Annotated in this window: 13 protein-coding genes and 1 pseudogene; 7 read left to right on the top strand and 7 right to left on the bottom strand. The window is 70.4% G+C overall.

Going from position 1 to position 22,048, the window contains the following annotated elements; all coding sequences use genetic code 11:
* Positions 1 to 692 precede the first annotated feature (692 nt).
* Together ACZ7N4_RS23275 and ACZ7N4_RS23280 are read left to right on the top strand one after the other, a co-directional pair.
* A complete protein-coding gene (locus ACZ7N4_RS23275; protein ID WP_471360754.1) occupies positions 693 to 1,673 on the top strand; it encodes a helix-turn-helix domain-containing protein in 981 nt (326 codons plus the stop codon).
* Between the two features lie 793 nt (positions 1,674 to 2,466).
* Positions 2,467 to 4,074, top strand: coding sequence for an RICIN domain-containing protein (locus ACZ7N4_RS23280; protein WP_471360756.1), 1,608 nt, complete (start codon positions 2,467 to 2,469; stop codon positions 4,072 to 4,074).
* Positions 4,075 to 4,167: 93 nt separating this feature from the next.
* On the opposite strand, the gene ACZ7N4_RS23285 is transcribed toward ACZ7N4_RS23280, so the two are convergent.
* Positions 4,168 to 4,374: a hypothetical protein gene (locus tag ACZ7N4_RS23285; protein ID WP_471360759.1), complete on the bottom strand. Its 207-nt coding sequence runs from the start codon at positions 4,372 to 4,374 to the stop codon at positions 4,168 to 4,170.
* Between the two features lie 307 nt (positions 4,375 to 4,681).
* Between ACZ7N4_RS23285 and ACZ7N4_RS23290 the strand changes: the two genes are divergently transcribed.
* Positions 4,682 to 5,455, top strand: a complete 774-nt coding sequence (locus ACZ7N4_RS23290; RefSeq protein ID WP_471360761.1) for a maleylpyruvate isomerase family mycothiol-dependent enzyme — start codon at positions 4,682 to 4,684, stop codon at positions 5,453 to 5,455.
* Positions 5,456 to 6,502: 1,047 nt separating this feature from the next.
* On the opposite strand, the gene ACZ7N4_RS23295 is transcribed toward ACZ7N4_RS23290, so the two are convergent.
* From ACZ7N4_RS23295 to ACZ7N4_RS23310, 4 genes and pseudogenes are all read right to left on the bottom strand, one after another.
* Entirely contained in the window at positions 6,503 to 7,003 is a 501-nt protein-coding gene (locus ACZ7N4_RS23295; protein ID WP_471360763.1) for a GNAT family N-acetyltransferase, read from the bottom strand.
* Positions 7,004 to 7,758: 755 nt separating this feature from the next.
* Positions 7,759 to 8,598 (bottom strand): MBL fold metallo-hydrolase, encoded by an 840-nt coding sequence (locus ACZ7N4_RS23300; RefSeq protein ID WP_471360766.1) that lies wholly within the window; start codon positions 8,596 to 8,598, stop codon positions 7,759 to 7,761.
* A gap of 1,162 nt (positions 8,599 to 9,760) precedes the next feature.
* The gene (locus tag ACZ7N4_RS23305) at positions 9,761 to 10,909 is read right to left on the bottom strand and encodes a serine hydrolase domain-containing protein (RefSeq protein WP_471360768.1); all 1,149 of its coding nucleotides are present in this window, start codon (positions 10,907 to 10,909) and stop codon (positions 9,761 to 9,763) included.
* A gap of 800 nt (positions 10,910 to 11,709) precedes the next feature.
* Positions 11,710 to 12,333, bottom strand: a pseudogene (locus tag ACZ7N4_RS23310) (transposase); the annotation flags it as partial.
* Between the two features lie 42 nt (positions 12,334 to 12,375).
* Between ACZ7N4_RS23310 and ACZ7N4_RS23315 the strand changes: the two are divergent.
* Positions 12,376 to 12,909 carry a hypothetical protein gene (locus tag ACZ7N4_RS23315; protein WP_471360771.1) on the top strand — a complete coding sequence of 178 codons (534 nt, stop codon included), beginning with the start codon at positions 12,376 to 12,378 and terminating at the stop codon, positions 12,907 to 12,909.
* A gap of 753 nt (positions 12,910 to 13,662) precedes the next feature.
* Positions 13,663 to 16,884, top strand: a complete 3,222-nt coding sequence (locus ACZ7N4_RS23320; protein WP_471360773.1) for an amidohydrolase family protein — start codon at positions 13,663 to 13,665, stop codon at positions 16,882 to 16,884.
* Positions 16,885 to 17,030: 146 nt separating this feature from the next.
* Here ACZ7N4_RS23320 and ACZ7N4_RS23325 read toward each other — a convergent pair whose 3' ends face one another.
* On the bottom strand, positions 17,031 to 18,017 hold the full coding sequence (locus ACZ7N4_RS23325; protein WP_471360776.1) for an SMP-30/gluconolactonase/LRE family protein: 987 nt from the start codon (positions 18,015 to 18,017) through the stop codon (positions 17,031 to 17,033).
* Between the two features lie 136 nt (positions 18,018 to 18,153).
* Between ACZ7N4_RS23325 and ACZ7N4_RS23330 the strand changes: the two genes are divergently transcribed.
* Positions 18,154 to 18,600: a MarR family winged helix-turn-helix transcriptional regulator gene (locus ACZ7N4_RS23330; RefSeq protein ID WP_471360779.1), complete on the top strand. Its 447-nt coding sequence runs from the start codon at positions 18,154 to 18,156 to the stop codon at positions 18,598 to 18,600.
* 124 nt (positions 18,601 to 18,724) lie between these two features.
* On the opposite strand, the gene ACZ7N4_RS23335 is transcribed toward ACZ7N4_RS23330, so the two are convergent.
* Positions 18,725 to 20,242, bottom strand: coding sequence for a carotenoid oxygenase family protein (locus ACZ7N4_RS23335; RefSeq protein ID WP_471360989.1), 1,518 nt, complete (start codon positions 20,240 to 20,242; stop codon positions 18,725 to 18,727).
* A gap of 508 nt (positions 20,243 to 20,750) precedes the next feature.
* On the opposite strand from ACZ7N4_RS23335, the gene ACZ7N4_RS23340 reads away from it, so the two are divergent.
* Positions 20,751 to 21,983 (top strand): Cmx/CmrA family chloramphenicol efflux MFS transporter, encoded by a 1,233-nt coding sequence (locus ACZ7N4_RS23340; protein ID WP_471360782.1) that lies wholly within the window; start codon positions 20,751 to 20,753, stop codon positions 21,981 to 21,983.
* Positions 21,984 to 22,048: the final 65 nt, after the last annotated feature.

Here is a 22,048-nt window from a genome sequence, read left to right on the forward strand (position 1 = left end):
TTAACCGGCAATGTGGTGAGCAAACAGCGCCTTCGCATACGGGTGTTTACCAAGCTCCATTAAGTTGTTCCGCTCTCCCGTGGCAGGCCGTCCATCGCCTTACCGAAATAGCGACTTATTCCCTGTGGAAGACGTGTTGCTCTCCACGGTCTCAGGCGGCGGTCGACGCGCATCGCGACCGGCGGTCTGCTCGGCGGCGGAGTTGGACCGCGACTTGCCCGCTCCCCGGTCAGTGCGGTGCCGCCCCACGATGGTGGTGAGGGCCGCCGGTACCGGCGACCAGTCGGGCCCGGACCCGCCCTGATCACCCGGCGCGAGACCGAGCGCGGCTCTGGCCTGAGGAGTAGTCGCTGGGCCATCGAGCGCGCGTTCGTCCACCTGCACCACTGCCACCGGCAGCCCCCGGCCGGCCACGTCGGTCGTAATGTCCCCCGCCCCTGCCCCCGCCCCTGCCCCCGCCCCTGCCCTGCCCTGGCCCGGCCGCCCCGACATGAGCCGTTGAAGGGGTGTCCCTTCGAGCCCCGCATCGGTTCCTTTCCCGAGCGGGACGGACGTCCACTGCAAGCTGCCGGGAGTGTTTCCGGTGGCCAGAAACAGTGCTCACCCGCGATGTCGCGGGATTCGGACCTGTCGACAAGGGGCACCGACCGATAAGTCCCTGCGTGTTGTCCGCCGCACCCGAAGGGAGGATTATGGAACGGGTTTTCGACAGTGAGAACTTCTCAGGGCAGGAGGCTCTGGCCGCCTGGACGGAGATGGCTCACAGGGAAATCATGCCGAAAACCTTTCGTGCTGTTGACAGCTGCGTGTTCCACGGTTGGTTCGATGAGATGGCTCTGGGACCGGTGCGGGTTTCCTCGGTGGCCTACTCCTCGATAACCACCTCCCGGACACCCAAGTCGATCCGCGTGTCCGATCCCGAGAGTCTGCAGCTCGTCCTGCCCCGCTCCGGTCCTCATTTCATCGAGCAGAATGGACGCGGCGTTCTCATCGGCCCCGGCGAGATGGTGCTGTTGAGCAGTTCCCGGCCGTTCGAGTCGTACGCCATAGGCGAGGCGACACTCATGCAGTTCCCGATCGCTCTGCTGCCCGCGGGTGGTCGTCATGTGGACCGGCTGGTCGCCTGCCGGTTCCCCGGCGACAGGGGGGTCGGTCAGTTGCTGGTCGACTACCTCACCCGCGTGACGTCCAGTCCCGCGCAGTACACGCCCGCGGACATGCCCCGGCTGGGAACGATCGGTCTCGACCTGGCCGCCGCCGTCCTCGGCCACCATCTGGAACGCGAGAACGAGATCCCGGCCGACAGCCGTCAACGCGTGCTCTACGCCCGCGTCACCTCGTTCATCGCACATCACCTGGGCGACTCCAGGCTCACCGTCGACGCTGTGGCGGCGGCCCACCACATCTCGGTCCGCTCACTGCATCGGCTTTTTCAAGCCCACGGCGCGAGCGTCCGCGCCTCCATACGCGAACAGCGCCTGGAACGCTGCCGTCGAGATCTGGGCGATCCGGTGCAACGTCACATTCCCATCAGGGCCATCGCCGCTCGCTGGGGTTATCCCCGCCCAGCCGATTTCACTCGTGCCTTCCGTTCTGCCTACGGCATCACGCCTGTCGACTATCGACACCAGACCCTGCAGTGCCCACGTGCAGGGAAAACCGCACACGAATGATCTTATCTGCCCGTCGGGGTGCAGGCGCAGGGTCGTGGTCGCGGCACGGGCGGGCCAACCGGGTCCGGGCCGGTGCCGGTGAGGGAGACGGTGCCGAGGACGGGCACGGTGGGAGGGCACATCGCTACGGCGGCTGCGGCCGAGTCGGCGGGTGGACGGCCGATGCGGTTGGCGCTGCTGACGTAAAGGACGGGGTGGTCGGCGAGGACGGGCAGCAAGGGTGCCCGACGGGCGCCGAAGAGCAGCGTCCAGCCGTTCCGGGTAGCGGTGACAGCCAGACGCGCTGCCGCTGTGGAGGGATCAGCCGCGGGCGCCAAAGGTGGGCTCGGCGGGTCTGGACGAGGAGATGACGGCGGGGGGCGGACGGCTTCGGCTCCGTCGAGCCACTGCGCGAAGGAGGGGCCGGGTAGGGGAGGCCGCCCATGTAGTGGGCGATGTCGGCGTAGTAAGCGTAGTCGCCGGTTCCGACGGTGTACGACCTGCTCAACCGGCTTCCTGGACACCTGGAAACCTGACACGTGGACACGTGAAAAACCTGAATCTGACGCGTTCATCGACGGCGTCGGCGTCACCAAGTTGGTGGATCTTCGGGCGCGCGGCAACCTTTCCGGTCGCCCGGACCACTCAGTGTTGCCCGGCCAGGTGGTCCGGGCAGACGCAATGCCTGAAAGTGAGCACAGACATGTCCCCTCGCCCACCCACGTCGACCGACTCAACCGTCGCGGCGAGACGAAAAGCGGCACATCGTGGCCGACGGCTGACCGCGCGGCGGAGTGTCTGGGCGGCCGTCGTCATGGCTGTCGTGAGCGGCGCCGTCGTCGTGGTCAACAGCGCATCGGCCCAACCCGTGGATCCGAAGACGTGGTACGTGCTGGTCAACCACAACAGCGGCAAGGTGCTGGACGGCCGTGCCGCCGCCACGAACGACGGGGCGGCGGTGGTGCAGAGGAACCGTCACGGCGGAGCCAACCAGCAGTGGCGGTTCATCGACGCCGGTGACGGCTACTACCGGCTGCAGAACCGGAACTCCGGCAAGGTACTGGACGACTACCACTGGTCGAAGAGCAACGACTCCGACCTCGTCCAGTGGAGCGACCGGAAAGGCTCCAACCAGGAGTTCAAGCTGGCGAAGTCACCGGACGGTTACGTACGTCTGATCAACCGCTTCAGCGGCAAGGCCGTCGAGGTCCACAACGCCTCCAAGGCCGACGGTGAACACGTCGTCCAGGACCGCGACAGGGGCGGCGCCGAGCAGCAGTGGAAACTCGTCCCGGCCGGGAGCACGGGAAACGCCGGCACGCCCCCCGCGACGGGTGGCGGCCCGGCGAAGCGCTTCATGGGCAGTAGCACGGTGCTCATCGGCGGCTCGATGTCCGACGCCTCGGCGAACGCCGCGCCGTTCGACGCGCGGTACGCCTATGTGCACAGCCGGCCCGCGCCCTCGTCGGCCTACTACTCCGCATCGCGTTGCCAGGACGGGTGGTCGAACTGGTGGGGGTGCTGGAACGGCAGCACCACGGCGCCCGGCACCTACGTGACCTGGCGGGACAGCGAGGTGGCCAAGGCGACGTACAAGGGCCGCCCGCGTCCGCAGAAGATGCTCTGGACGTGGTACTCGTTGCGCGACCTCGGGGATCTGGCAGGTCAGGGTGACGGTCCGGGCGAGGTCCAGGCCATCGACCGGGTGGACCTGCTCACCCGCTACATGGACGACTACCGTTTCTTCCTCCAGAAGATCGGCACGTCGCACGACATGATCGACCTCGAACCCGACTTCTGGGGGTACGTCCGGTCGCTCGGCAATCCGCACAAGGTTGCCGCACAGGTCACGGCCGCGAATCCGAGGGACTGCGGATCCCAGGAGAACAGCGCCGCCGGACTCTCCCGCTGCCTGACATCGATGGCGCACAAGTACGCGCCGCACACCGCCGTGGGGCTCCACCTCACCTGCTGGGACTGGCAGAACAACACCCAGGCATGCGTCAAGGACTACGTGAGCCTCGGGGCGAAGAGCGCCGACTTCCTGGTCAGCGACGTGTCGGACCGCGACGCGGGCTGGTACGCCCAGCCGGCCCACGGCGGCCGTGACACCTTCTGGACCGGTCAGAGGGCCGCCGACTCGATGCGGTTCTACAAGACGATGGCCGAGTCCGTCGGCAAGCCGGTCGTCCTGTGGCAGATCCCCGTGGGCAACATGGCGCAGAACAACACCCTCAACCATTACAAGGACGACAAGGTGGACTGGCTCTTCGCCCACATGGACCAGGTGGCGAAGGCTCATGTCGCGGGCCTGATGTTCGGTCCGGGGCAGCAGGAACAGACCTCGGCCGAGACCGACGGCGGAAACCTGATCAGCAAGACCATCGCGTACCACAACTCGGGTGGTACTGCGCTGAAGTAGGCGATGAGACGCCGCACCGGAGAGGTGCCCCGGCCGACGCACGGCCGGGGCACATCAGGGCGGTGAGCACCCCCGAAGGAGACCCGGTCTCGCTCACACCGGTCCGCCCCAGCACCAGCAGGGTGTCGGTCCCGGTTCGGCGAGATCCTGGCCGGCCGGGTCGGCTGAGGCGTCACGGGCGGTACGGGTGCCCACGCCGACGTACTCCAGCACCCGGCGGCACAGCAGCTCATCGTCGGCGAGCGTCACCTTGAGATCCGGGCTCCGGGCAGTCGGGGGCTCGTGCATGCCGGTGTCCACGGCGAACAGCGTGCGGTGGCTTCGGAGAGGGCCCCACGGGTGCATGCTGCAGCGATCGAGAAGCTCTCGCTCAGGTGCGAGGCCGGAGGGAAGGAGGGCCGGTAGCACCTCGTCCGACCGAAGAGGCCGCCTTCCGTCGAGTCTCAGCCGTTCGTGGCCCTGGTGAGGGCTCGGCGAACTCGTCGTGACTCAGGTGCGACCGGCCACGGATGCCGACCTTGAGGAACCGGCGCTCCACCCGACCGTCGACACGTTCGTGCGACAAATTCGCTACCCGGCGGCAGGAGCGCCGTGGTACACAACCGACGTGCGAAACATCTTGGAGTTCTCCGAGGTCCTGCGGCTGATCGAAGACCGCTCGGCCGCGTTCCGCGCCGCGATCGCGTCCGCCCCCGACCTTGACGTCCAGGTCCCGACCTGCCCCGACTGGACGCTGCGCGAACTGGCGCAACACCTCGGCGACGGCCGCCGCCGCCAGGCCGCCATCGTCGCCGCGGGCCCGGGCGCTGAGCCCCCGGCGAGGACGGACCCGAAGGGCGCCCCGACCGCGCCCCGCGACCGCGGAGCCCTGGACGCCTGGCTCGCCGAGTCGACCGAGCTCATGCTCGACGCGATGCGCCAGGCCGGCCCGGACCGTGGCTGCTGGACCTGGTGGGGCCGCTCGCAGGCCCCGGAGACCAGCGGAGCCGTGGCCCGGCACCAGATCCAGGAGATCGCCGTCCACACCTACGACGCCCAGCTCACCCAGGGGGCCGCACAACCGCTGCCGGCGGACATTGCGGTCGAGGGTGTCGACGAGTTCCTGACGACCGTTTCGGCGACGACCGTCCCCTGGCCGTTCAAGCCGGCGGTCATCGACCTGCACACGACCGAGGGCCGCTCCTGGCGCCTGACCCTCAACGCCGACGGCGTCCGCTGCGACGACCTCGCGGCCGACGCGGAGCCGGGCGACATGGCGATACGGGGCACAGCGAGCGAACTGGTCCTCTACTTCTACGAGCGCATCCCGCTCGAAGGCCTGGAGACCATCGGCGACACCAAGCCGATGGAGCAGCTCGCGGACTGGGACCCGAACGCGTAAAGCGCGCACTCATGACGTGTCCGTCGGTCAAACGCGCTCCTTCCGACGGACACCAGGTCCGAGGCTCACCTGAGGAAACAGCCCGCAGACAGGCCGGGTGCCTCCGGTGGCTTCCCCGTGGTTCCAGCGCTCCGCGAGTCACCCCCCCGCGAACCGGTGCCGAACACCGCGGATCCGGACACATCCTCCGGCGCGGGAGGCGGCCTGCGGAAACGCTGCCGCAGCGCATCCGGACCTTGCCGCGACAGCCAGGCGGATGGCGGAGGTGAGCGGCGCGCTCGGACAGCTCATGGGACACCGCCGGGCCACATCCGCACGGCCCCGGCCCCGGCCTCGCCTCCGCCCGCTTGCTCCCCGCTCCGATCCCCGGCGTCCTCGACCCCTCACCCAACTCGGCCTCTGACGCACGTGACTTCGGATGAACGGACCGGCGGGGTTGCGATTCCCTTTCCTGGAAGGCCCGCTGGCCCGTTTCCAGGACGTCGTCCTCAGCGAAGCCCAAGACCGCCGCCCACCCGACGAAACCTCCCCTGCCCTTGACCAGTTCGGGTGCTGTGCGGCGTGATCCGCCGGCGGCGGAGTGGCCCGGGTTCCGCGCCGCACCGGGGCAGGGTCTGGGACGCCCCCTTCAGCACCGTTCGGCGCGGGCCACGGCGCCCGCCGCAAGTCCGAGGTCCGCAGCCAGTTGTCGTACCGTCGGCAGTTGCTCGCCCTCGGCTCATCAGCGTGACTGCTCATGATCACCAGGTGCACACGCCCGCCACCGCCTGAGCGAGAATTCTTGCAGCCCTTGCTGAGGGACCGGACATCCTCGGCGGGGTGGGCGGTGATGCGGACATCGGCAGGTGATCGACGCGGTCGCGTGAACGGACCGCACCGGAGCCTCGTGGATGGATCCGCCCGAGCGGTTCGGAGTCTCTTCGGACATCCGCAATTCCTTGGGGTTCCGGCCGCTGTCGCGGGATCGCGGCTTGCCGGAGGGTCACGTGCGCGGGTTTGCGAGAGGCGTTCAACACCTGCGGTGGGCCCCAGTAAGGGGTGGGGCTTTCACGGCAGGGAACGGGTCAGCCACACCAGTTCGCCACTGTCTTCGGTCGAGACGTGGTCGCGCTGGAACCCAAGCTTCTCGAGAACGCGGAACGACGGCAGGTTCCACGGGCGTACCGTCGACCAGAGCCGTTTGCGTCCCGTCGCGGTCGCCGCGTCGAGCACCGCGGTCGCCGCCTCGGTGGCAAAGCCCTGCCCGTGCACGCGCTGGAACAACTCGTAGGCGATCTCCGGCTCGTCGACAGAAGCCCGACCCACGGTGAGCCCGCAATACCCGATGAAGTCGCCCACATCGCGGCGGATCACCGGAAGCAGAGCAATCCCTGTCCGTGCCGCCACGGCGCGCTGATCCTCGATCATCCGTCGGTTCGCCTCGATCGAGGGCATACCACCCCCGCGTTCGGCGACGAGCGCGCGATGGGCGTCGATGTCGGACTCGGTCCACTGGCGCAACATCAGGCGGGCGGTGCCGAGTTGGAGAGGCATCGGCGCATACGGCATGGCAGCACTCTATCGCTACCGCTTCCCGAGCCTGGGCGGCTTGCTGATCTTTCGGAGCGGGATGAGGTGCGGCTTCTGTGCTTGACGATGTCCGCTCGGCTGGCCCCCCTGGGCGCGTGCCGCTGTTGTTCCTGATGACCTGGGGGCGCGGACGGCCCCGCTGCTGCCGCCTGCTCCGAGTCGCGCCGTGCCGGCCTGCTGGACATGGGTGACTGCTGTGACTGCGGTGACTGTTCGGTGGACGTTCGCAAGGCTGGGCACTCGATTCCGCGACGGGTGCAGGGTGCGGATCGTCGACCGACAGAAGGGCGGGGGCTGGGGCGATGTCCCGGGCAAGCGCTCGGCCCGGCTGTCGAGGGAATCGCCGAAGACGCTGGATGACAGGACTGAGTTACCGAACGTCACTGTCGTGTGCCAGGGAAGATCATGCCCGCCCATCAGGCGAATGCCAGCGGCGTAACGCGACGGGCCATCCACACGCCGGCCGCCGAAGGGCGCCTTCGGTGTCGCTTCCGCGAGATGCGCTGTCCACACAGGACCGGGTCACCACGGCCCTGGTGTCGGCTGGCTGTCCAGTGGCCCCTTGGTGGCGTCCGTCCGCAGAGCAGCCCAGAAGTGACGGGGCCGGGTGCTGGCCCGGGTGCCGCCTCGCCCGCCGCGCGAGTGGGCGGGCGGGTTGGTTCTCGTCCCCCGGTGCGGTCGCGTGGCGGTGCGCCGCGTGCGGGGGTGTGCCCGGGGCGGGGGTGCGCCGCCGCTCAACCGACGGTAGGCCGGTCGCTGCCCGGGACCAGGCGTGCGTGTCGGCCCCGGGGGCAGGACAGCAGCCGTTCGTCCAGTCCGAGCCGGTGCGCCTCGGTCAGGAAGTCGTCGAGAGGTGAGCGGAAGACGGTGTAGTCGTCGTAGTGCACGGGCAGCACCCGGCGGGAATCCAGGCGCCGTGCGAGTTCGGCTCCCTGGGCGCCGTCCATGGTCACCACGAAACCGCCGGGCAGCTGCGTGCCGCCCAGATGGAGGATCGCCAGGTCGGCGGTGGGGAAGCGGCGGCCGATCTCTTCCAGACCGTCGAACAGCAGTGTGTCACCCGAGACGTACAGGCGCAGCCGTACCGGTCCGGTGGCCGGGCCGAATTCCAGCATGCTGCCCATGACGGGCGGCAGCAGACGGCGCAGCGCGGGGTGCAGGGCGTGCCGTCCGGGCAGTGAGGTCACCCGGACCTGGGCGGTGCCGTGCCGCAGGGTGCAGCTCTCCCAGGTGCGCAGGCCTCCTGCCCGGTGAAATCCCTGCAGGGTGCGCAGCCGGCGTGCGGCGTGGGGTGTGGTGACGATCGGGAGTGCGTGGTCCAGGTGCTTTCTGGCGCGGCGGTCCCAGTGGTCACCGTGCAGGTGCGAGAGGACTACGCCGTCCAGCCGGGGCAGGCCGACGGCATCGAGGGCGGGTTCGGTGAGCCTGCGGCTGACCAGTCCGTATCCCAGGTGGGCGCGCTCGCCGCGATGGAGGAAGTTGGGATCGGTCAGCAGGGTGAGTCCCCCGAACCGCAGCAGGACGGTGGCGTTGCCGATGAAATGGAGGTCGAGGGTGTCGTCGAAGGCTGTCATACCGGTTCCTGCCCGGCGGGCGCGGCCCGTCTGAGGTCGGCACGGTCTGGTTGCCGGTCCCCGGGTTCCCCTCACTCCGGGGCGCATACGTCGTGCCCGCTCCGGCAAGGAGCGGCTGATCACACGGCTGGGGCGGTCACGTGCCGTGACGATCTGGGACGGTCGCGTCGCTGGGGCCGCTTGTCGTCCGTTTGCCGGCGAGGAGCGGGCTTGGTGGTCCGTTCGAGCATGGTGGGCTTTGATCTCGTCGATTGTGGGGGGCGCCGGTGGGGCACGGCTTGCCGTCGTTGCCCGGTTCCGTACGTGCGGGGACGATCTTCAGGCGGCCGCAGGCGGCATCTCGATGTGTGTGCTCCCCATGAGGGCGCCGACCGAGTGCTCGGCCCCTCGCCGACGGCCCCGCGTCCTGCGGCCGGCGCGGCCCTTGCCCATCGACCGTGACCGAGAGCCGGCCGCCACTCGGTCCGGCCGCGAACCGCGGCGGTGCTCGCAACCGAGACCCCAGGGTTCGAAGTGGCCCCACCCGCGGAGGGCGCCGGTCGTCTGTTTGGATCTGGTCGTGACGGACTGGTCGAAGCTCAGCGATGCGCACGGCTCTGCAGAGGGTGAGAGGGTGTCCCAGCCCTGCTCGAGCGTTTCGAGGCGGACCCGCAGGGTGTCTGGTCAGAGCTGATGGACCGGATGTGTCCGCAGCTCGACACTGCGTTCTCGGCGAGTTTCGCGACCTTTCCCGGCTTGCCGAGATGGCGGCCGGCCGGGAGCCCGCGGAAAGACACCGGGTCCTGTTTGCAGCCGGCCCGATCGTGTCCGAGTCCCAGCTTCAGCGGCAGGAGTTGCCAGGCGATGTCCTGGTGCAGGACGTACAGGTTGCCTTGCAGCAGAGCCGATCTTCCACTGGCCTCGGCGACCGCGTCGGCCTCGGCCCCGGCGACCGCGTCGGCCAGGGCGGCAGCAGCGGTTCGATCAACGCCGCAAGTCATCGTCCATCATCCACGGCCGAGTCGTCACGCCCGCCGAATGATCGGATCGTCACAACAGTCACGCTCGACCGGGACACCTCAGCAAGTACTCTCGGCGGGCTTACACAGCCATGCGTCGTGCTCCGATTTCGCCACCCGGTCAGCTGGGCCCACCGTGAGGCTGCGGGCGGGAGCCGCGTGTGTCAGGCGTCCGCCGCGTACCGCCAGAAGTCCCTGATCACCGGTGCCGGCACGGGACCCATCGCTGCCACCTGAGTCAACAGGATGGTGACCGCACCCGTGGCCGGGATGACGTGCGCCGCTGTTCCCGTGCCGCCGACCCAGCCGTAACGGCCGGGCGTATTCCACGGGTTGGTCCGGTCGATGTCGACCGAGCCGCCGAAGCCCCAGCCCTGGCCCTCCAGGAACAGCCGGCCGATGTCGCGCTGCGCCGAATTCGTATGGTCGGTGGTCATCATGCGCACGGAGTCGGCCGACAGCACCCGGTGGCCGTCGGCTGCCACCCCGCCGGCCAGCAGCATCCGGCAGAAGGCCAGCCAGTCGTCGGCGGTCGAGGCCAGCCCGCCATTGCCGAGCGGTAGCGCGGGCAGGCTGCTCCACTCGCCGTCCGGGCCGTCGGCGAGTTCCAGGCTGCCGTCGTCGCGTGGCCTGTAGAAGCTGGTGAACCGGTCCCGCTTGGCGGCCGGCACCACGAAACCGGTGTCCACCATGCCCAGTGGTCCGAAGATCCGCTCCGTCAGGAACTCCGGCAGCGGCTGTCCGGCGACCCGCGAGATCAGTACTCCTTGCAGGACGGAGCAGGTGTCGTACAGCCAGGCAGCGCCGGGTTGGTACAGCAGCGGGATACGGCCGAGCGCCGCCATCCACTCGTCGGCCGGCGGGAAGCTGCTCGGCACCCGGCCGTCCTTCTGCACCGTGAACAACTCCTGCACCGCCGGCAGTGTGAAGTCGGAGGGGAATCCGTACCCGGCCTGGTAGGCCAGCAGGTCGAATACGGTGATGTGCCGGTCGGCCGGCACGACGTCGTCCACCGGGCTCGCCGGCGTGCGTACGACCACCGGCTTCCCCAGCTCCGGCAGCCACATCCCGATCGGGTCGTCCAGTGCGATCCTGCCCTCCTCCACGAGGATCAGCAGTGCGGCGGCGGTGACGGACTTGGTGATCGAGGCGACCCGGAAGATGGAGTTCCTCGCCATGGGGGCGCCGCCGCCGGCGTCCTGCGTGCCGACGGCCGCCACCTCGACCTGGTCACCCCGGGCCACGAGGCCGACCGCTCCCGGCAGCGTACCGGCACCTACGTGGGCTTCGAGCAAGTCGTGCAGGGTCGTCATGAGGCCGCCTTCCAGAAGATCGCTGTCGCAGGACAGACTCCCGCACGGGCCGGGAATCATCGGCGCCGACAGGTCTGGTGGCCGCAGCCTCGTCACGGAACGTCTCAGGAAGACCAGATCATGATCGTGTCACGGGCTCTTTGTTCGTGTTTCCAAGAGGTCCCAGCGGAGGCTGTCGATCACGACCGGGATCGTTCCAGGCGGCCAGGCTACGTACTTGGCTTGGTCGTGGCGATGATCACTCCTCCCGCGTGTGGTTTCGGCTGCGAGGCATTCCCCCGTCATCACCGAACGCGGCCGACAGCACGGCACCGGCCTGGGCGCCTTCCGCTGAGTCGTGGAGCCGACCATCTCTTACCGCCGCGTCCAACGCCTTTGTCAGGGCCTCTGAGCCTCGGTGCTGAGCGCCCCGAAGCCCTGACGTTGGCGAAGTGGTCGAACACCGGACGAGCGAGGAGAGGGTCTGTCGGTCGTCAGCCTGGTCCTGGCGGTCGTGCCCGTTGTAAGGGCGGGGTCCGAGGTCGGCCGACCCGGCGTCGACCCGGCCCAGGGAACGGGGGCAAGGAAGTGACCTACAGCCTCGGCCTCCTTCCACAACGAGGAGATGGACGAGTACTCCGGAAGCAGTGCCCGCGCCCACGAAGGTGGTGCCGCCCTGGATCACAGGCCCTGCAGCGTGCCGCGAGGAAGCGAGGGTCAGCGCCGACCGTGTAGCGGCGGCCAGGGAGCAGCGGCATCGCAGACGGACGGAGCCGGGGCTCGGTTCTCCACCGCTCCTGATGTGTGCCGCCTTGGCATCCCTCCACGACCCAGCGGTGTCGGCCGAGCCGCGTGGAGGACTCGACGCCCTTGCGGGCGATGCGGTGGCGGATGCGACGCTCGCGAAGCCAATTCCTCGGGTGGTCGGAGTCGTAGCCCTTGTCGGCACGGAGTTCGGCCGGACGTCGGCGACGCGGACCGCGGTGGGAGCGGAGGGGCGGGAGCCGCCGCACGCGCGGTCCCAGGCCGAGGCTGTCGTGGGTGTTGGCGCCGGAGACACCCAGTGACAGCGGTACGCCGTTTCGGTCGGTCGGTCGGATTCGGTCCGGTCAGTGGCCCCCTTTTGTCGCTCACCGCGGCCAGTCCAGCTCACCCGAGCGCCGAGTTCGTCGAGGGTGATCCGGTGGAGTCTGACCCGCACTCGGTCCCGGCTCCACTGGGGCGAAGCGCCGGTAGACCGTGGGTCAAGCCGGCCCGAACACCGGCTGCAGTTGCCTCCAGGTGCGGCCCGAGGCGGCCACGAGAATGATCGCCCGCAGGCATTCACGGTCACCGGTCCGGCGTCGCCCACCGCCCTGCGGGCGTATGACCACCGTCGGTGGGACCACCCATCGGCACCATCCCCACAACTCGTCCGGCACCAACCGCTCCGCCAGATCCTTCATGGAGAAGCTCAGCGAGCGAAATCGGCGTCGTAGAGTCTCTCTGTGGACAGCAACACCTGGTTCGAGGTTGAGGATCCGGAGGAGTGCGGCGAGGAGCCCTGGGACTTCGACGAGGCCGAACTCGCCTTCCTCGCAGCTCTTCGTACCCGCGCCTCCGCCTGGCGAGTGTCATGGGCTCCCAGCAACGTCTCTCGTCCCGAGGACGACTCGTCGCTCCTCGTCTGGATCTCCCTCCTTGATGAGAGGCGCCCACGGATACTCGGTGAGTGGGCGGTGCATTTCCACGGCACACACGTGCGGGCAGGGAAAGTCTCCGACCAGCTTTTCAACCTGCATGAGTCACACGAGCACGGCTTCTTCCGTATCTCCGGCACGGCGGACGAGCTCGCCCTACGGTGCGCCGACTGGTTCGAAAGCCTGCTGAGCCGCCCTGTCGTTCGTGCCGAATGGCCGGGAGCGGCCGGAACAATCGCAACCCGCTGGGAGTTCGCCGACACAGGAGAGGCCCTCCTCATCAGTCGTGACGTGCCCGCCGATGGCACGCCCCCGATTCGCCGGGTTCTTGTTCGTCCCTGAGCCGCCGCGTCCCTGATCCGCCGGCCACTCCCTCGGCCGCGAGCCGGTGGTCCCAGCGCCCGCACCGCCACCGCCACCGCCACCGCACGGACGAGACCGCGCCTGTCCGCAGCCAGGTCTCGCCGTAGCCGACGGGTTGGTCGCGTCGTTGGGGATGCCGAGGACGTCCGGGTCCTCGCCGAACTGCTCATGAGCGTCTCGTACAGCCCGTGCAGCCCGTGCAGCTCGTACAGGTCGTGCAGCTCGTACAGGTCGTCGAAGGGCGGCCCCCTGCAGATCGCCAGGCACATGGCGAACTTCCTGGGGGAGGGGTGGAGGACAGGGAACATCGCCGGTGCGTCGACCCGCTGCCGCAGCGCGGCCAGGACCGGGTTGTCCGTAGCCGCAGCCCGTGGAGCACGTACCGCAGGAGAAGCAGCGCGGGCCGACCAGCACCGTCCGTGCCCCCCGCCGGCTCCTCATCACCGGCCTGGCCCGTCTCGACTGTCCCACGATGCGGTGTGCCCGTCCGTTCACCCGGGCGAAGAAGTGCCTGTCCAGCCAACGCCTGGTCCGTAGGCGAGTAACGTCCTTGAACTGTCGAGGGTCGAGAGCAAGTCCGCCTCCCTCGTGGACCCTCCTCGAGCGTCCCTGGAATGTGAACTCCCGCCAGATCCCGTTCCCCCCACCACCGGAGCCCCCCTCATGACCACAACGGCGCTGGGACTCCCCGGCGAATCCTCCGGCGAAGAGCCGGCCGACCCCCTGGCAGGCATGCCCGCACACCTTCGCCCGGCCGCACCCGACGAGGAACCCGCCGGAGGACTTCCCGCAGGCGTCACCCGGCGGGGCTTCCTGGGTGCGGCGGCCCTGGGCGGCGTCGGTGCCACGCTCGGTCCGTTCCCGGCGTTCCCCGCGGCGGCCGCATCACCCTCCGGCCCTTCGACGGACAGGTCCGCGGCAAGCGGGCCGCACAACCGGACGCTGACGTTCACCGCCGGCACCAACGCCTCCGCGACGGTCTCTCCCGACGGTGAGCGGCTCGTCATCGAGGTGCAGGGCGTGCTGTGGGCGTTGCCACGGAGCGGGGGCACGGCGACCGCGCTGACCGCCCCGGAACTGGAACCGACCCGTCCCGTCTGGTCGCCGGACGGCTCGTCGATCGCCTTCTGCTCCTACAAGGGCGGCGGCTTCCACGTGTGGACGATGGCCCCGAACGGTTCGGACCCGCGTCGGCTCACCTCAGGTCCCTGGGACGACCGTGGCGTGTCCTGGTCACCGGACGGCACGCGGATCGCCTTCGCCTCCGAACGCGCCGGGGACCCGGTGCGGGGCAGTTCGTACGACATCTGGACCGTGGACGTGGCGGGCGGTGAGCTGACCCGCCTGACCAGCCGGCCGGGCGTCGAGGACTACGACCCCGCCTGGCACCCGGACGGCGACCGGATCCTCTTCGTACGCGCGGACGCCGCCGGAGCGCGGACCATCGCCTCCGTACCCGCCGCGGGCGGCGAGGTCACCACGGTACGCACGGTCGAGGCCGGCACGCTGACGTGCCCCGCCGTCTCCAGGGACGGCCGCGTGGCCTTCGTGTGGACCGCCGGCGGAACCCGAGCCGCCGCCGCGACGTCGGCCCTGGTCGTGGACGGCCGGACGGTCTCGGGCACCGAGGACGTCTCACCGCTCCCGCCCTGCTGGACGCCGGACGGTGGCCTGCTCTACTTCGCCGACGGTCGGCTCAACACCCTGAGCCCCTCGCTGGAGCCGGCCGGGGACATCCCGTTCACCGCGTCGCTCGAAGTCCCTCGGCCCGCGTACCGCCGCAAGGCACGCGACTTCGACTCCGCCGCCCCCAGGCCGGTGCGCGGCATCCACCTCCCCGCGCTCTCACCCGACGGCGGGTCCGTCGTCTTCGCCGCTCTGAACGCCCTCTGGCTGATGCCCGTCGGCGCGCGCCCCCGCAAGCTGGTGCAGGCCGCCCCCTCCCGGTACGTGCAGATGCCCTCCTGGGCCAGGGACGGCAGGAGCATCGTGTACGCCTACGACGGAGACGCCGGCGGCGACGGCCTGGCCGCCGTCCACCGGTTCTTCCCCGCTACCGGTGAGGACGCGGTCCTGGCCACCGGCGGACGCCTCAACCCGGCTCTCTCCCCTGACGGGAGCCGGCTCGCCTGTCACGACACCACCGGGAACCTCCTCGTCGTCGACGTCGCATCCGGTGCCGAGACCAGGCTCGCCGCACCTCTCGGCGGCAACGGCCTGCCCGGCCGGCCCAGTTGGTCGCCGGACGGCCGGTACATCGCCCTGTGCGACCGGAACCGGCTGAACCAGCGGTTCCGCGAGGGCTACAACGTGATCCGGGTGATCGACACCCGTGACGGCTCTTCCCGGGCCTTTCTGCCGCTGCCCCACATCTCGGTGTCCGACCGCTGCGACAGCGGACCGGTCTGGTCGCCCGACGGAACGGCGTTGGCGCTGGTCGTGGAGTCCGCGTTGTGGGTCCTGCCCGTCGGCCCGGACGGCACCCCCGCCGACGGACCGCAGCGCATCACCGACGAACCGGCCGACCACCCGTCGTGGTCCGGTGACTCCCGCCGCCTGCTCTACCTCTCCGCCGGCCGGCTGCGGATGGTCGACCGGAACGGCACCGGGCGCCGTACCCTCCCGGTTCCCCTGGCGGCGGCCCGCCGTCTGCCGCCCCGCACCGACGTGACCCGGGTGCACGCCGGACGGCTGTGGGACGGCACGGGGGACACCGTCCGCGAGGACGTCGACATCGTCATCACCGGCAACCGCGTCACCGCCGTCGAACGCCACCGCTCCGGCGCCGGACGGGCGGGGGAACGGCGGATCGACGCCTCCGGATGCACCGTCGTCCCGGGTCTGTGGGACTCCCACACCCACCCGTACCAGAACATCTACGGCGGCCGTCAGACCAGCCTGATGCTCGCCTACGGCATCACCACCAACGTCTCCCTGGGCGGCTTCGCCTACGAGCAGGCACGCCTGCGCGAAGCCTCCGACAGTGGCGCCCTCGCCGGTCCCCGGCTGCTCACCACGGGCGAACTCATCGACGGCAGCCGGGTCGCGTACAGCATGGGCCGTGCCCACAACACCGCCGACGGCCTGCGGCGCACCCTCCAGCGTGCCGTCGCGCTCGACTACGACTTCGTCAAGACCTACGTCCGTGCCCCCGCCCGGGTCATGGCGGAGGCGGCCCGCACCGCCCACGAGAGGCTCGGCGTCCCCGCCGGAAGCCACCTGCTGACGCCCGGCATCCAGGTCGGCCAAGACCTGACGACGCATCTGACGGCGACCCAGCGCCAGGAGTACGGCCGCTCGGCGTCCGCCACCGGACACACCTACGAGGACGTCCACGAGATCTACCGCGGTGGCCGCTTCGAGATCATCATCACGCCGTTCAACGCCCTCTGCCTGCTCGGGGACGACCCGGCCCTGGCCGACGACCCCCGGGTGACCTCCCTCATGCCCCCGTGGGACACCGTCGCCGTGAAAGCCCTGGCCAAGGCCCGGCCCACTGAGGAGCAACTGCGCGAACTACGACGGGAAATGGCCACCTACCGGCGGATCGTCACCGACGGCGGCACGCTCGCCATGGGGACCGACTCCCCTCTCACCCCGATCGGTCTCCAGGTCCACCTCGGTCTGCGCGCCCTCCACCAGTACGCCGGTCTGTCCCCCGCCCAGACCCTGCGGACCGCCACCGTCGTGCCCGCCCGGATGTTCGGTGTCGAGGACGACCTGGGCACCGCGGAACCCGGCAAGCTGGCCGACCTCACGGTGATCGACGGCAACCCCTTCCAGGACTTCACCGACCTGACCCGTGTCTCCTGGGTGATGCGCGACGGCATCGTGCACCGTCGGGAGGACGTGGTCGGCCCCCACCGCCTCGCCACCGGGCGGGCGGCCGGCGACAGCGAACACTGGCACGCGGTCGGCCGGATCATCCGCCGCGAAAGCTGCTGCGCGACCTGACCGCCCCGGCTCCGACGGGCTCCTCGGCCCTGCCCTGAGCGTGTGGGCGGTGGCGGAGGGGCCGGTCTCGGACCGACCGGCAACGGCGGCGAGCCCGCATCAGGACCCCCGACGCGTTGCGCCCCCGCACGCCTCGCCTGCCGGAGTCACATCCCCGTCACCCGTGCCACCGTGAACGGTGTCCGAGGGGTGCCCGGGCCCATCGGGCCCCCCTTGTCGAACTGGGAGCGGACGACGAGCAGGCCGCGGTGGTCGTGGGCCAGGGTGGTCGGGGTCTGGAGCGCGGGGTCGGTCAGGCTGCCGGTGAGACGGGCCCTGGTGCCGTCGGGGGACAGGCGCCAGCGTGTGAGGGTGTGGGTGGCGTTGTGCGCGGCCCACAGGGTGCCGTGCGTCAGCTCCAGGCCGTCGCCGTGCGTCAGGTCGCCGCCGTGCAGGGCGACCCGCTGCACCGAGCCGTCGGCCACGGCCACCCGGTAGAGGCCGCCGCCGGGCATGTCGACGACGAACAGCAGACGTCCGCTGGGGTCGGCGGCGATGCCGTTGAGGGCAAAGGCCGCGGACGGTCCCGGGGGCAGGGCCGTGCTCAGGTCGTAGCGTGCGGTGAACGCCGCCCGGCCACCACGGGCGCGGGCCAGTTCGGCCGGGGTGACACGGTGGATCAGCGGACGCACGCTGTCGGTGATGTACGCCGTTCCGTCCGCGGTGACCACGAGGTCGTTCAGGAAACGCGGGTTGTCGTCCGGCGTCTCGAAGCGGGCCAGCAGGCTCCGGTCGTGCAGGTCGTACACGTCCACGCCGGTGGTGGAGTCGATCACCCACAACCGGCCCGCACGGTCGACCTTGAGGCCGTTGGCCGTGGTCCGGCCGTCTGCCCCGGCCGGCAGGAAGACCTGGGCGGTGCGGTGCCCGGCGGCGGCCCGGTAGACAGCGCCGGTGGTGTACGAGCCGACGTACGCGTCGCCTGTCCTGCGGTCGAGGGCGATGCCCTCGGGATAGGCCCGCTCATCGGGAAGGGTGCAGGCGGTGGAGATCTGGGGCCGGGTGGCCGCCTGCGCGGACACGGGGGCGGTGACGGCCAGAGCTGCGGCCGTGCCGGCTGTCAGGAAGGTGCGGCGGTGCATCGAACGGGACACGGGTACCGGCGCCTCTCGGATCGGTTGAGTCGTCGCTTATCGACGTACGCGAACCTATGTTAGAACTCTAATACTCGTCACGGTGCGAATCTTTCGAGGAGCGCGCATGCCTGTATGTGCCCGCTACCATGCGCGGGTGACCACCTCCATGCCCGCGTCCGAGCGCCTCGGCTCCCACCTCAAGCAGGCCGAGCAGGCCCTCGCCGCCACCAAGACCGCGGTGCTGAAACCGACCGGGGTGACGGTCGCGCAGTACGCCGCGCTGCTTCACCTCGCCGACAAGCCCGGCATCTCGGCGGCCGCTCTGGCCCGGCTCTGCGGTGTGACACCGCCCACCATGAACACGGTCCTGAAGAACCTCCAGGACCGCGGACTGATCGCCCGCACCCCGCACGAGTGGCACAGGAACGTCCTGGAGACCCGGCTCACGGACGAGGGCCGTACCGTCCTGGCCGACGCCGACGCTCGCGCCGTACGCGTGGAACAGGCCCTCGCCGCCGAGTTCACCGACGAGGAGAGAAGCGCGCTGACGCAACTCCTCGCCCGCTGCGTCAGGGTGCTGGGGGAGCAACGCCCCCGGTGAGCGCCCCAGCGCGGCGTCCCCCAGGACGGGACGGACGACAAGCCGCAGAAGCAGCCGGCCCGGCCCCGCCCCGCACCCGGCCCTCGAGCCTTGGCACCGATGGGACGGTCGAGCCGCGGCGGTGCTACCGGGCGTCCGCGATCCAGTTGCCGTGGAATCCCAGCGGCACCCGGCCGGGGAGATGGACCCGGGCCAGCGGACGGCCGCCGAAGTCCACGGCCGAGAGGATCACGAGGTCGGTCGCGCCGCGGTCGGGGTCGTGCACGTACGACAGGACATAACCGTCGTCCTCGTCGCGCGCCCCGCGCCGCGGCACGAACACCGGCTCGCTGACCGCCGCTCCCTCGGGAAAACGGTGGAACTGCCGGCTGCCGCGCAGCATGTCGTGCTTCACCAGGTAGTTCGTGAACTTCTCGTCCGGCGGCACCCCGTCGACGGTCTCGTACGCGCGCCACATCTCGGCCGTACTCGCCGTATAGGCGTACCGGTGCCGGCGGGAGACCAGGGACTCGTTGATGCGGGGGAACTCCTGCGGGCGGTCGTCCAGCCGGGTGCCGCGGACCCGGCCCGCGCCCACATCGATCGTCCAGCGGCTCAGAGTCGGAGCACCGGTCGCCGAAGGACCGCCCGTGCCGAGCCCGGCAGCGTAGAACGGCGCGGGGAACCCGGTGTACTCCACCACGACGGTGTCACCGTCGTCGTAGGCGTTGAGGGTGTGCGAGTAGAACACGGGGTCGATCTCGAACCAGCGCGCGGTGCCGCCGGTGCGCGGCAACAGCCCGACACGCATCGGGTGCCTGTCGTTCCACACGTACGGCACGATCGCGCCCGCCTGTGCGGCGGCACCGTCGAAGGTGACCGGCACGTCGACGATCACCACGTACGTCGCGGTGAGCGCGAAGTCGTGCATCATCGGCGCGTCCGCGACGGGGATCCGTGTGGTCCGCACCGCCCGGCCGGTGCGGTCGATCATGATGTGCCGCACGTGGTTCCAGGCGGGGTAGTACGCGATCGCGTGGAGTTCGTCAGCCGTGGCGTCGTACTTGGTGTGCGCGGTGAAGGCGCCCGTGAGGGTGGAGCGGAAGTCGTACGGGCGCACGGTGTTCAGCTCGCCGTCCAGTTCGTACGGCAGCGGCCCGCCCTCCTGCAGGGCCAGGACGCGCCCTTTGTACGGGATCACGTGCGTGTTGCACGCGAAGTCGTCCGGCGGCGCCTGACCCGGGTACGTCTCCCCGAGCTTCGCCGCCACCTGGGAGGACCGCACCCAGCGGTTGCGGTACCACTCCGCACACCCGCCGCGGAGACGGACCCCGTGCACCATGCCGTCGCCGAGCATCCAGTGGTGAGCGCGGACATCCTCCAGACCCAGCGCGTTCGGACCGTTGCGCAGATAGCGGCCGTCCAGGTCACGCGGAACGCGTCCCGTCACCTGGAGATCGAACACGGTCGACTCCTCGGTGACCGGAGCGAAAGCCCCCTGAAGAAACGGGGTCGCCCCCGTCGTGCCGCCGCTCCCGCCGGCGAGGGGGCTCGCCTGTGCCGAAGCCGTGAAGAAGCCGCGCCCCAGGCCGCCCCCGACCACCCCGCCCGCCGCCGCGACCGCGGCGCCCTTGAGAAGTCGCCGCCGCGTGTGACTGGCCATCATGCTCCCCCGTTCCCTTGCCGATGCACGGACCCGTCGGCCGGACCCGTCGTGACGGAGGCAACCTTCCTCCTCGCTCGCCCCCGAAGCAGTCGGCCCAGACCCCGAACGGGGGGTGGTGCCGGCACCACCACCCCCGGAGTCACTGTGTCGACCGGATCCGTGAACCGGTCTCCGTCTCACCGGAGTCGCACCCCCGGCCGCCGTTGCGGGCCGCCATCGGGCGACTCTCCGCCGTCGTCGAGAGCCTCGCCGACGACGGGGACGGAGAGGCTGGTCACGGGGGAGAGGGCCTGCGCCGGTCCCCGTCCCGCTCCGGCACCGGCGTGTGTGGACGCATGAGTGCCTGGGTGGCGTCCCGCATCCCGAGACGTTCATCGAAGAAGGAATGACAGGCGTAAAGGGATTGTTTGCCCATGACATGCCGTCTTCTTCCGCCGAGCTCAGCAAGCCCGTCCCCGCCGAGCCCCCGTCAGCACCTGCCTCGTCCCCGGCGCCGTCCGCCCGCATGCCACTCGCCGTGTACATCCTCGGCCTGTCCGTCTTCGCGCTCGGCACCAGCGAGTTCATGCTCTCCGGGCTGCTGCCGCCCATCGCGCAGGACATGCACGTCTCCATTCCGCGCGCCGGACTGCTCATCTCGGCCTTCGCCATCGGCATGGTCGTCGGCGCCCCGCTGCTCGCCGTCGCCACTCTGCGGCTGCCCCGCAAGACCACGCTCGTCGCGCTGATCAGCCTGTTCGGGCTCGGCCAGGTGGCCGGCGCGCTCGCGTCGGACTACGCCGTGCTCTTCGTCTCACGGGTGGTGAGCGCACTCGCCTGCGCCGGGTTCTGGGCGGTCGGCACGGCCGTCGCCATCGCGACGGTGCCCATCGGGGCGCGTGCCCGCGCCATGGCCGTGATGATCGGCGGCCTGTCCATCGCGAACGTCCTCGGCGTGCCCGCCGGCGCCTTCCTCGGCGAGCACCTCGGCTGGCGCTCCGCCTTCTGGGCCGTCGCCGTCGCCTCGGCCATCGCTCTCGTCGGCGTCGTCACCCGCATCCCGCACATACCGATGCCCGAGAACCGGCCCCGCCTCAGGGGCGAGCTGGTGATCTACCGCGACCGGCAGGTCCTGCTGTCCGTCCTGATCACCGCCCTCGCCGCGGGCGGCGTCTTCTGCGCCTTCTCCTACCTGGCCCCGCTGCTCACCGACGTCTCCGGTCTCGACGCGGGCTATGTCTCCGCCGTCCTCGCCCTGTTCGGCATCGGTGCCCTCCTCGGTACGTACATAGGCGGTCGGCTCGCCGACGCCCACCTCTTCGGCGTGCTGCTCAGCGGCATCACCGCCTCCACCGTCTTCCTCGTGGCACTGGGGCTGCTGGCCTCCAGCCCCGTTGCCACGATCACGCTGACCTTCCTCCTGGGCGTCTCCGCCTTCTACACCGCGCCCGCCCTCAACGCCCGGATGTTCAACGTCGCCGGAGCCGCCCCCACGCTTGCCGGCGCCACCACCACCGCGGCTTTCAACCTGGGCAACACCGGTGGCCCCTGGCTCGGCGGCACCGTCATCGACGCCGGCCTCGGCTACGCCTCCCCGGCTTGGGCCGGCGCCGCCATGACGGTCCTCGCCCTGGCCACGTGCGCCATCGCCCTGCGGCTCACCAGGACGACCTCCCGGATCGTGACCCGGTCCTCCGTCGCCGACGCGGAGGAGACGTCGGCCCCCACGGCTGACCCGCCCCGCGTCTCGTCTCGCTGACCCACCCGCCACGCGCGAATACGCCATCGCCGGGCCGGCGCCTGCGCCGACGGCCGGGGAGGCGA

Source organism: Streptomyces sp. NPDC107654, from assembly GCF_055639035.1.

Bases quoted from the DNA above. Each gene is read 5' to 3' on its own strand.
- ACZ7N4_RS23335 (WP_471360989.1), bottom strand. From the start codon at position 20,242: ATGGCCAGTCACACGCGGCGGCGACTTCTCAAGGGCGCCGCGGTCGCG.
- ACZ7N4_RS23300 (WP_471360766.1), bottom strand. From the start codon at position 8,598: ATGACAGCCTTCGACGACACCCTCGACCTCCATTTCATCGGCAACGCC.
- ACZ7N4_RS23275 (WP_471360754.1), top strand. From the start codon at position 693: ATGGAACGGGTTTTCGACAGTGAGAACTTCTCAGGGCAGGAGGCTCTG.
- ACZ7N4_RS23305 (WP_471360768.1), bottom strand. From the start codon at position 10,909: ATGACGACCCTGCACGACTTGCTCGAAGCCCACGTAGGTGCCGGTACG.
- ACZ7N4_RS23320 (WP_471360773.1), top strand. From the start codon at position 13,663: ATGCCCGCACACCTTCGCCCGGCCGCACCCGACGAGGAACCCGCCGGA.
- ACZ7N4_RS23340 (WP_471360782.1), top strand. From the start codon at position 20,751: ATGCCACTCGCCGTGTACATCCTCGGCCTGTCCGTCTTCGCGCTCGGC.
- ACZ7N4_RS23280 (WP_471360756.1), top strand. From the start codon at position 2,467: ATGGCTGTCGTGAGCGGCGCCGTCGTCGTGGTCAACAGCGCATCGGCC.
- ACZ7N4_RS23295 (WP_471360763.1), bottom strand. From the start codon at position 7,003: ATGCCGTATGCGCCGATGCCTCTCCAACTCGGCACCGCCCGCCTGATG.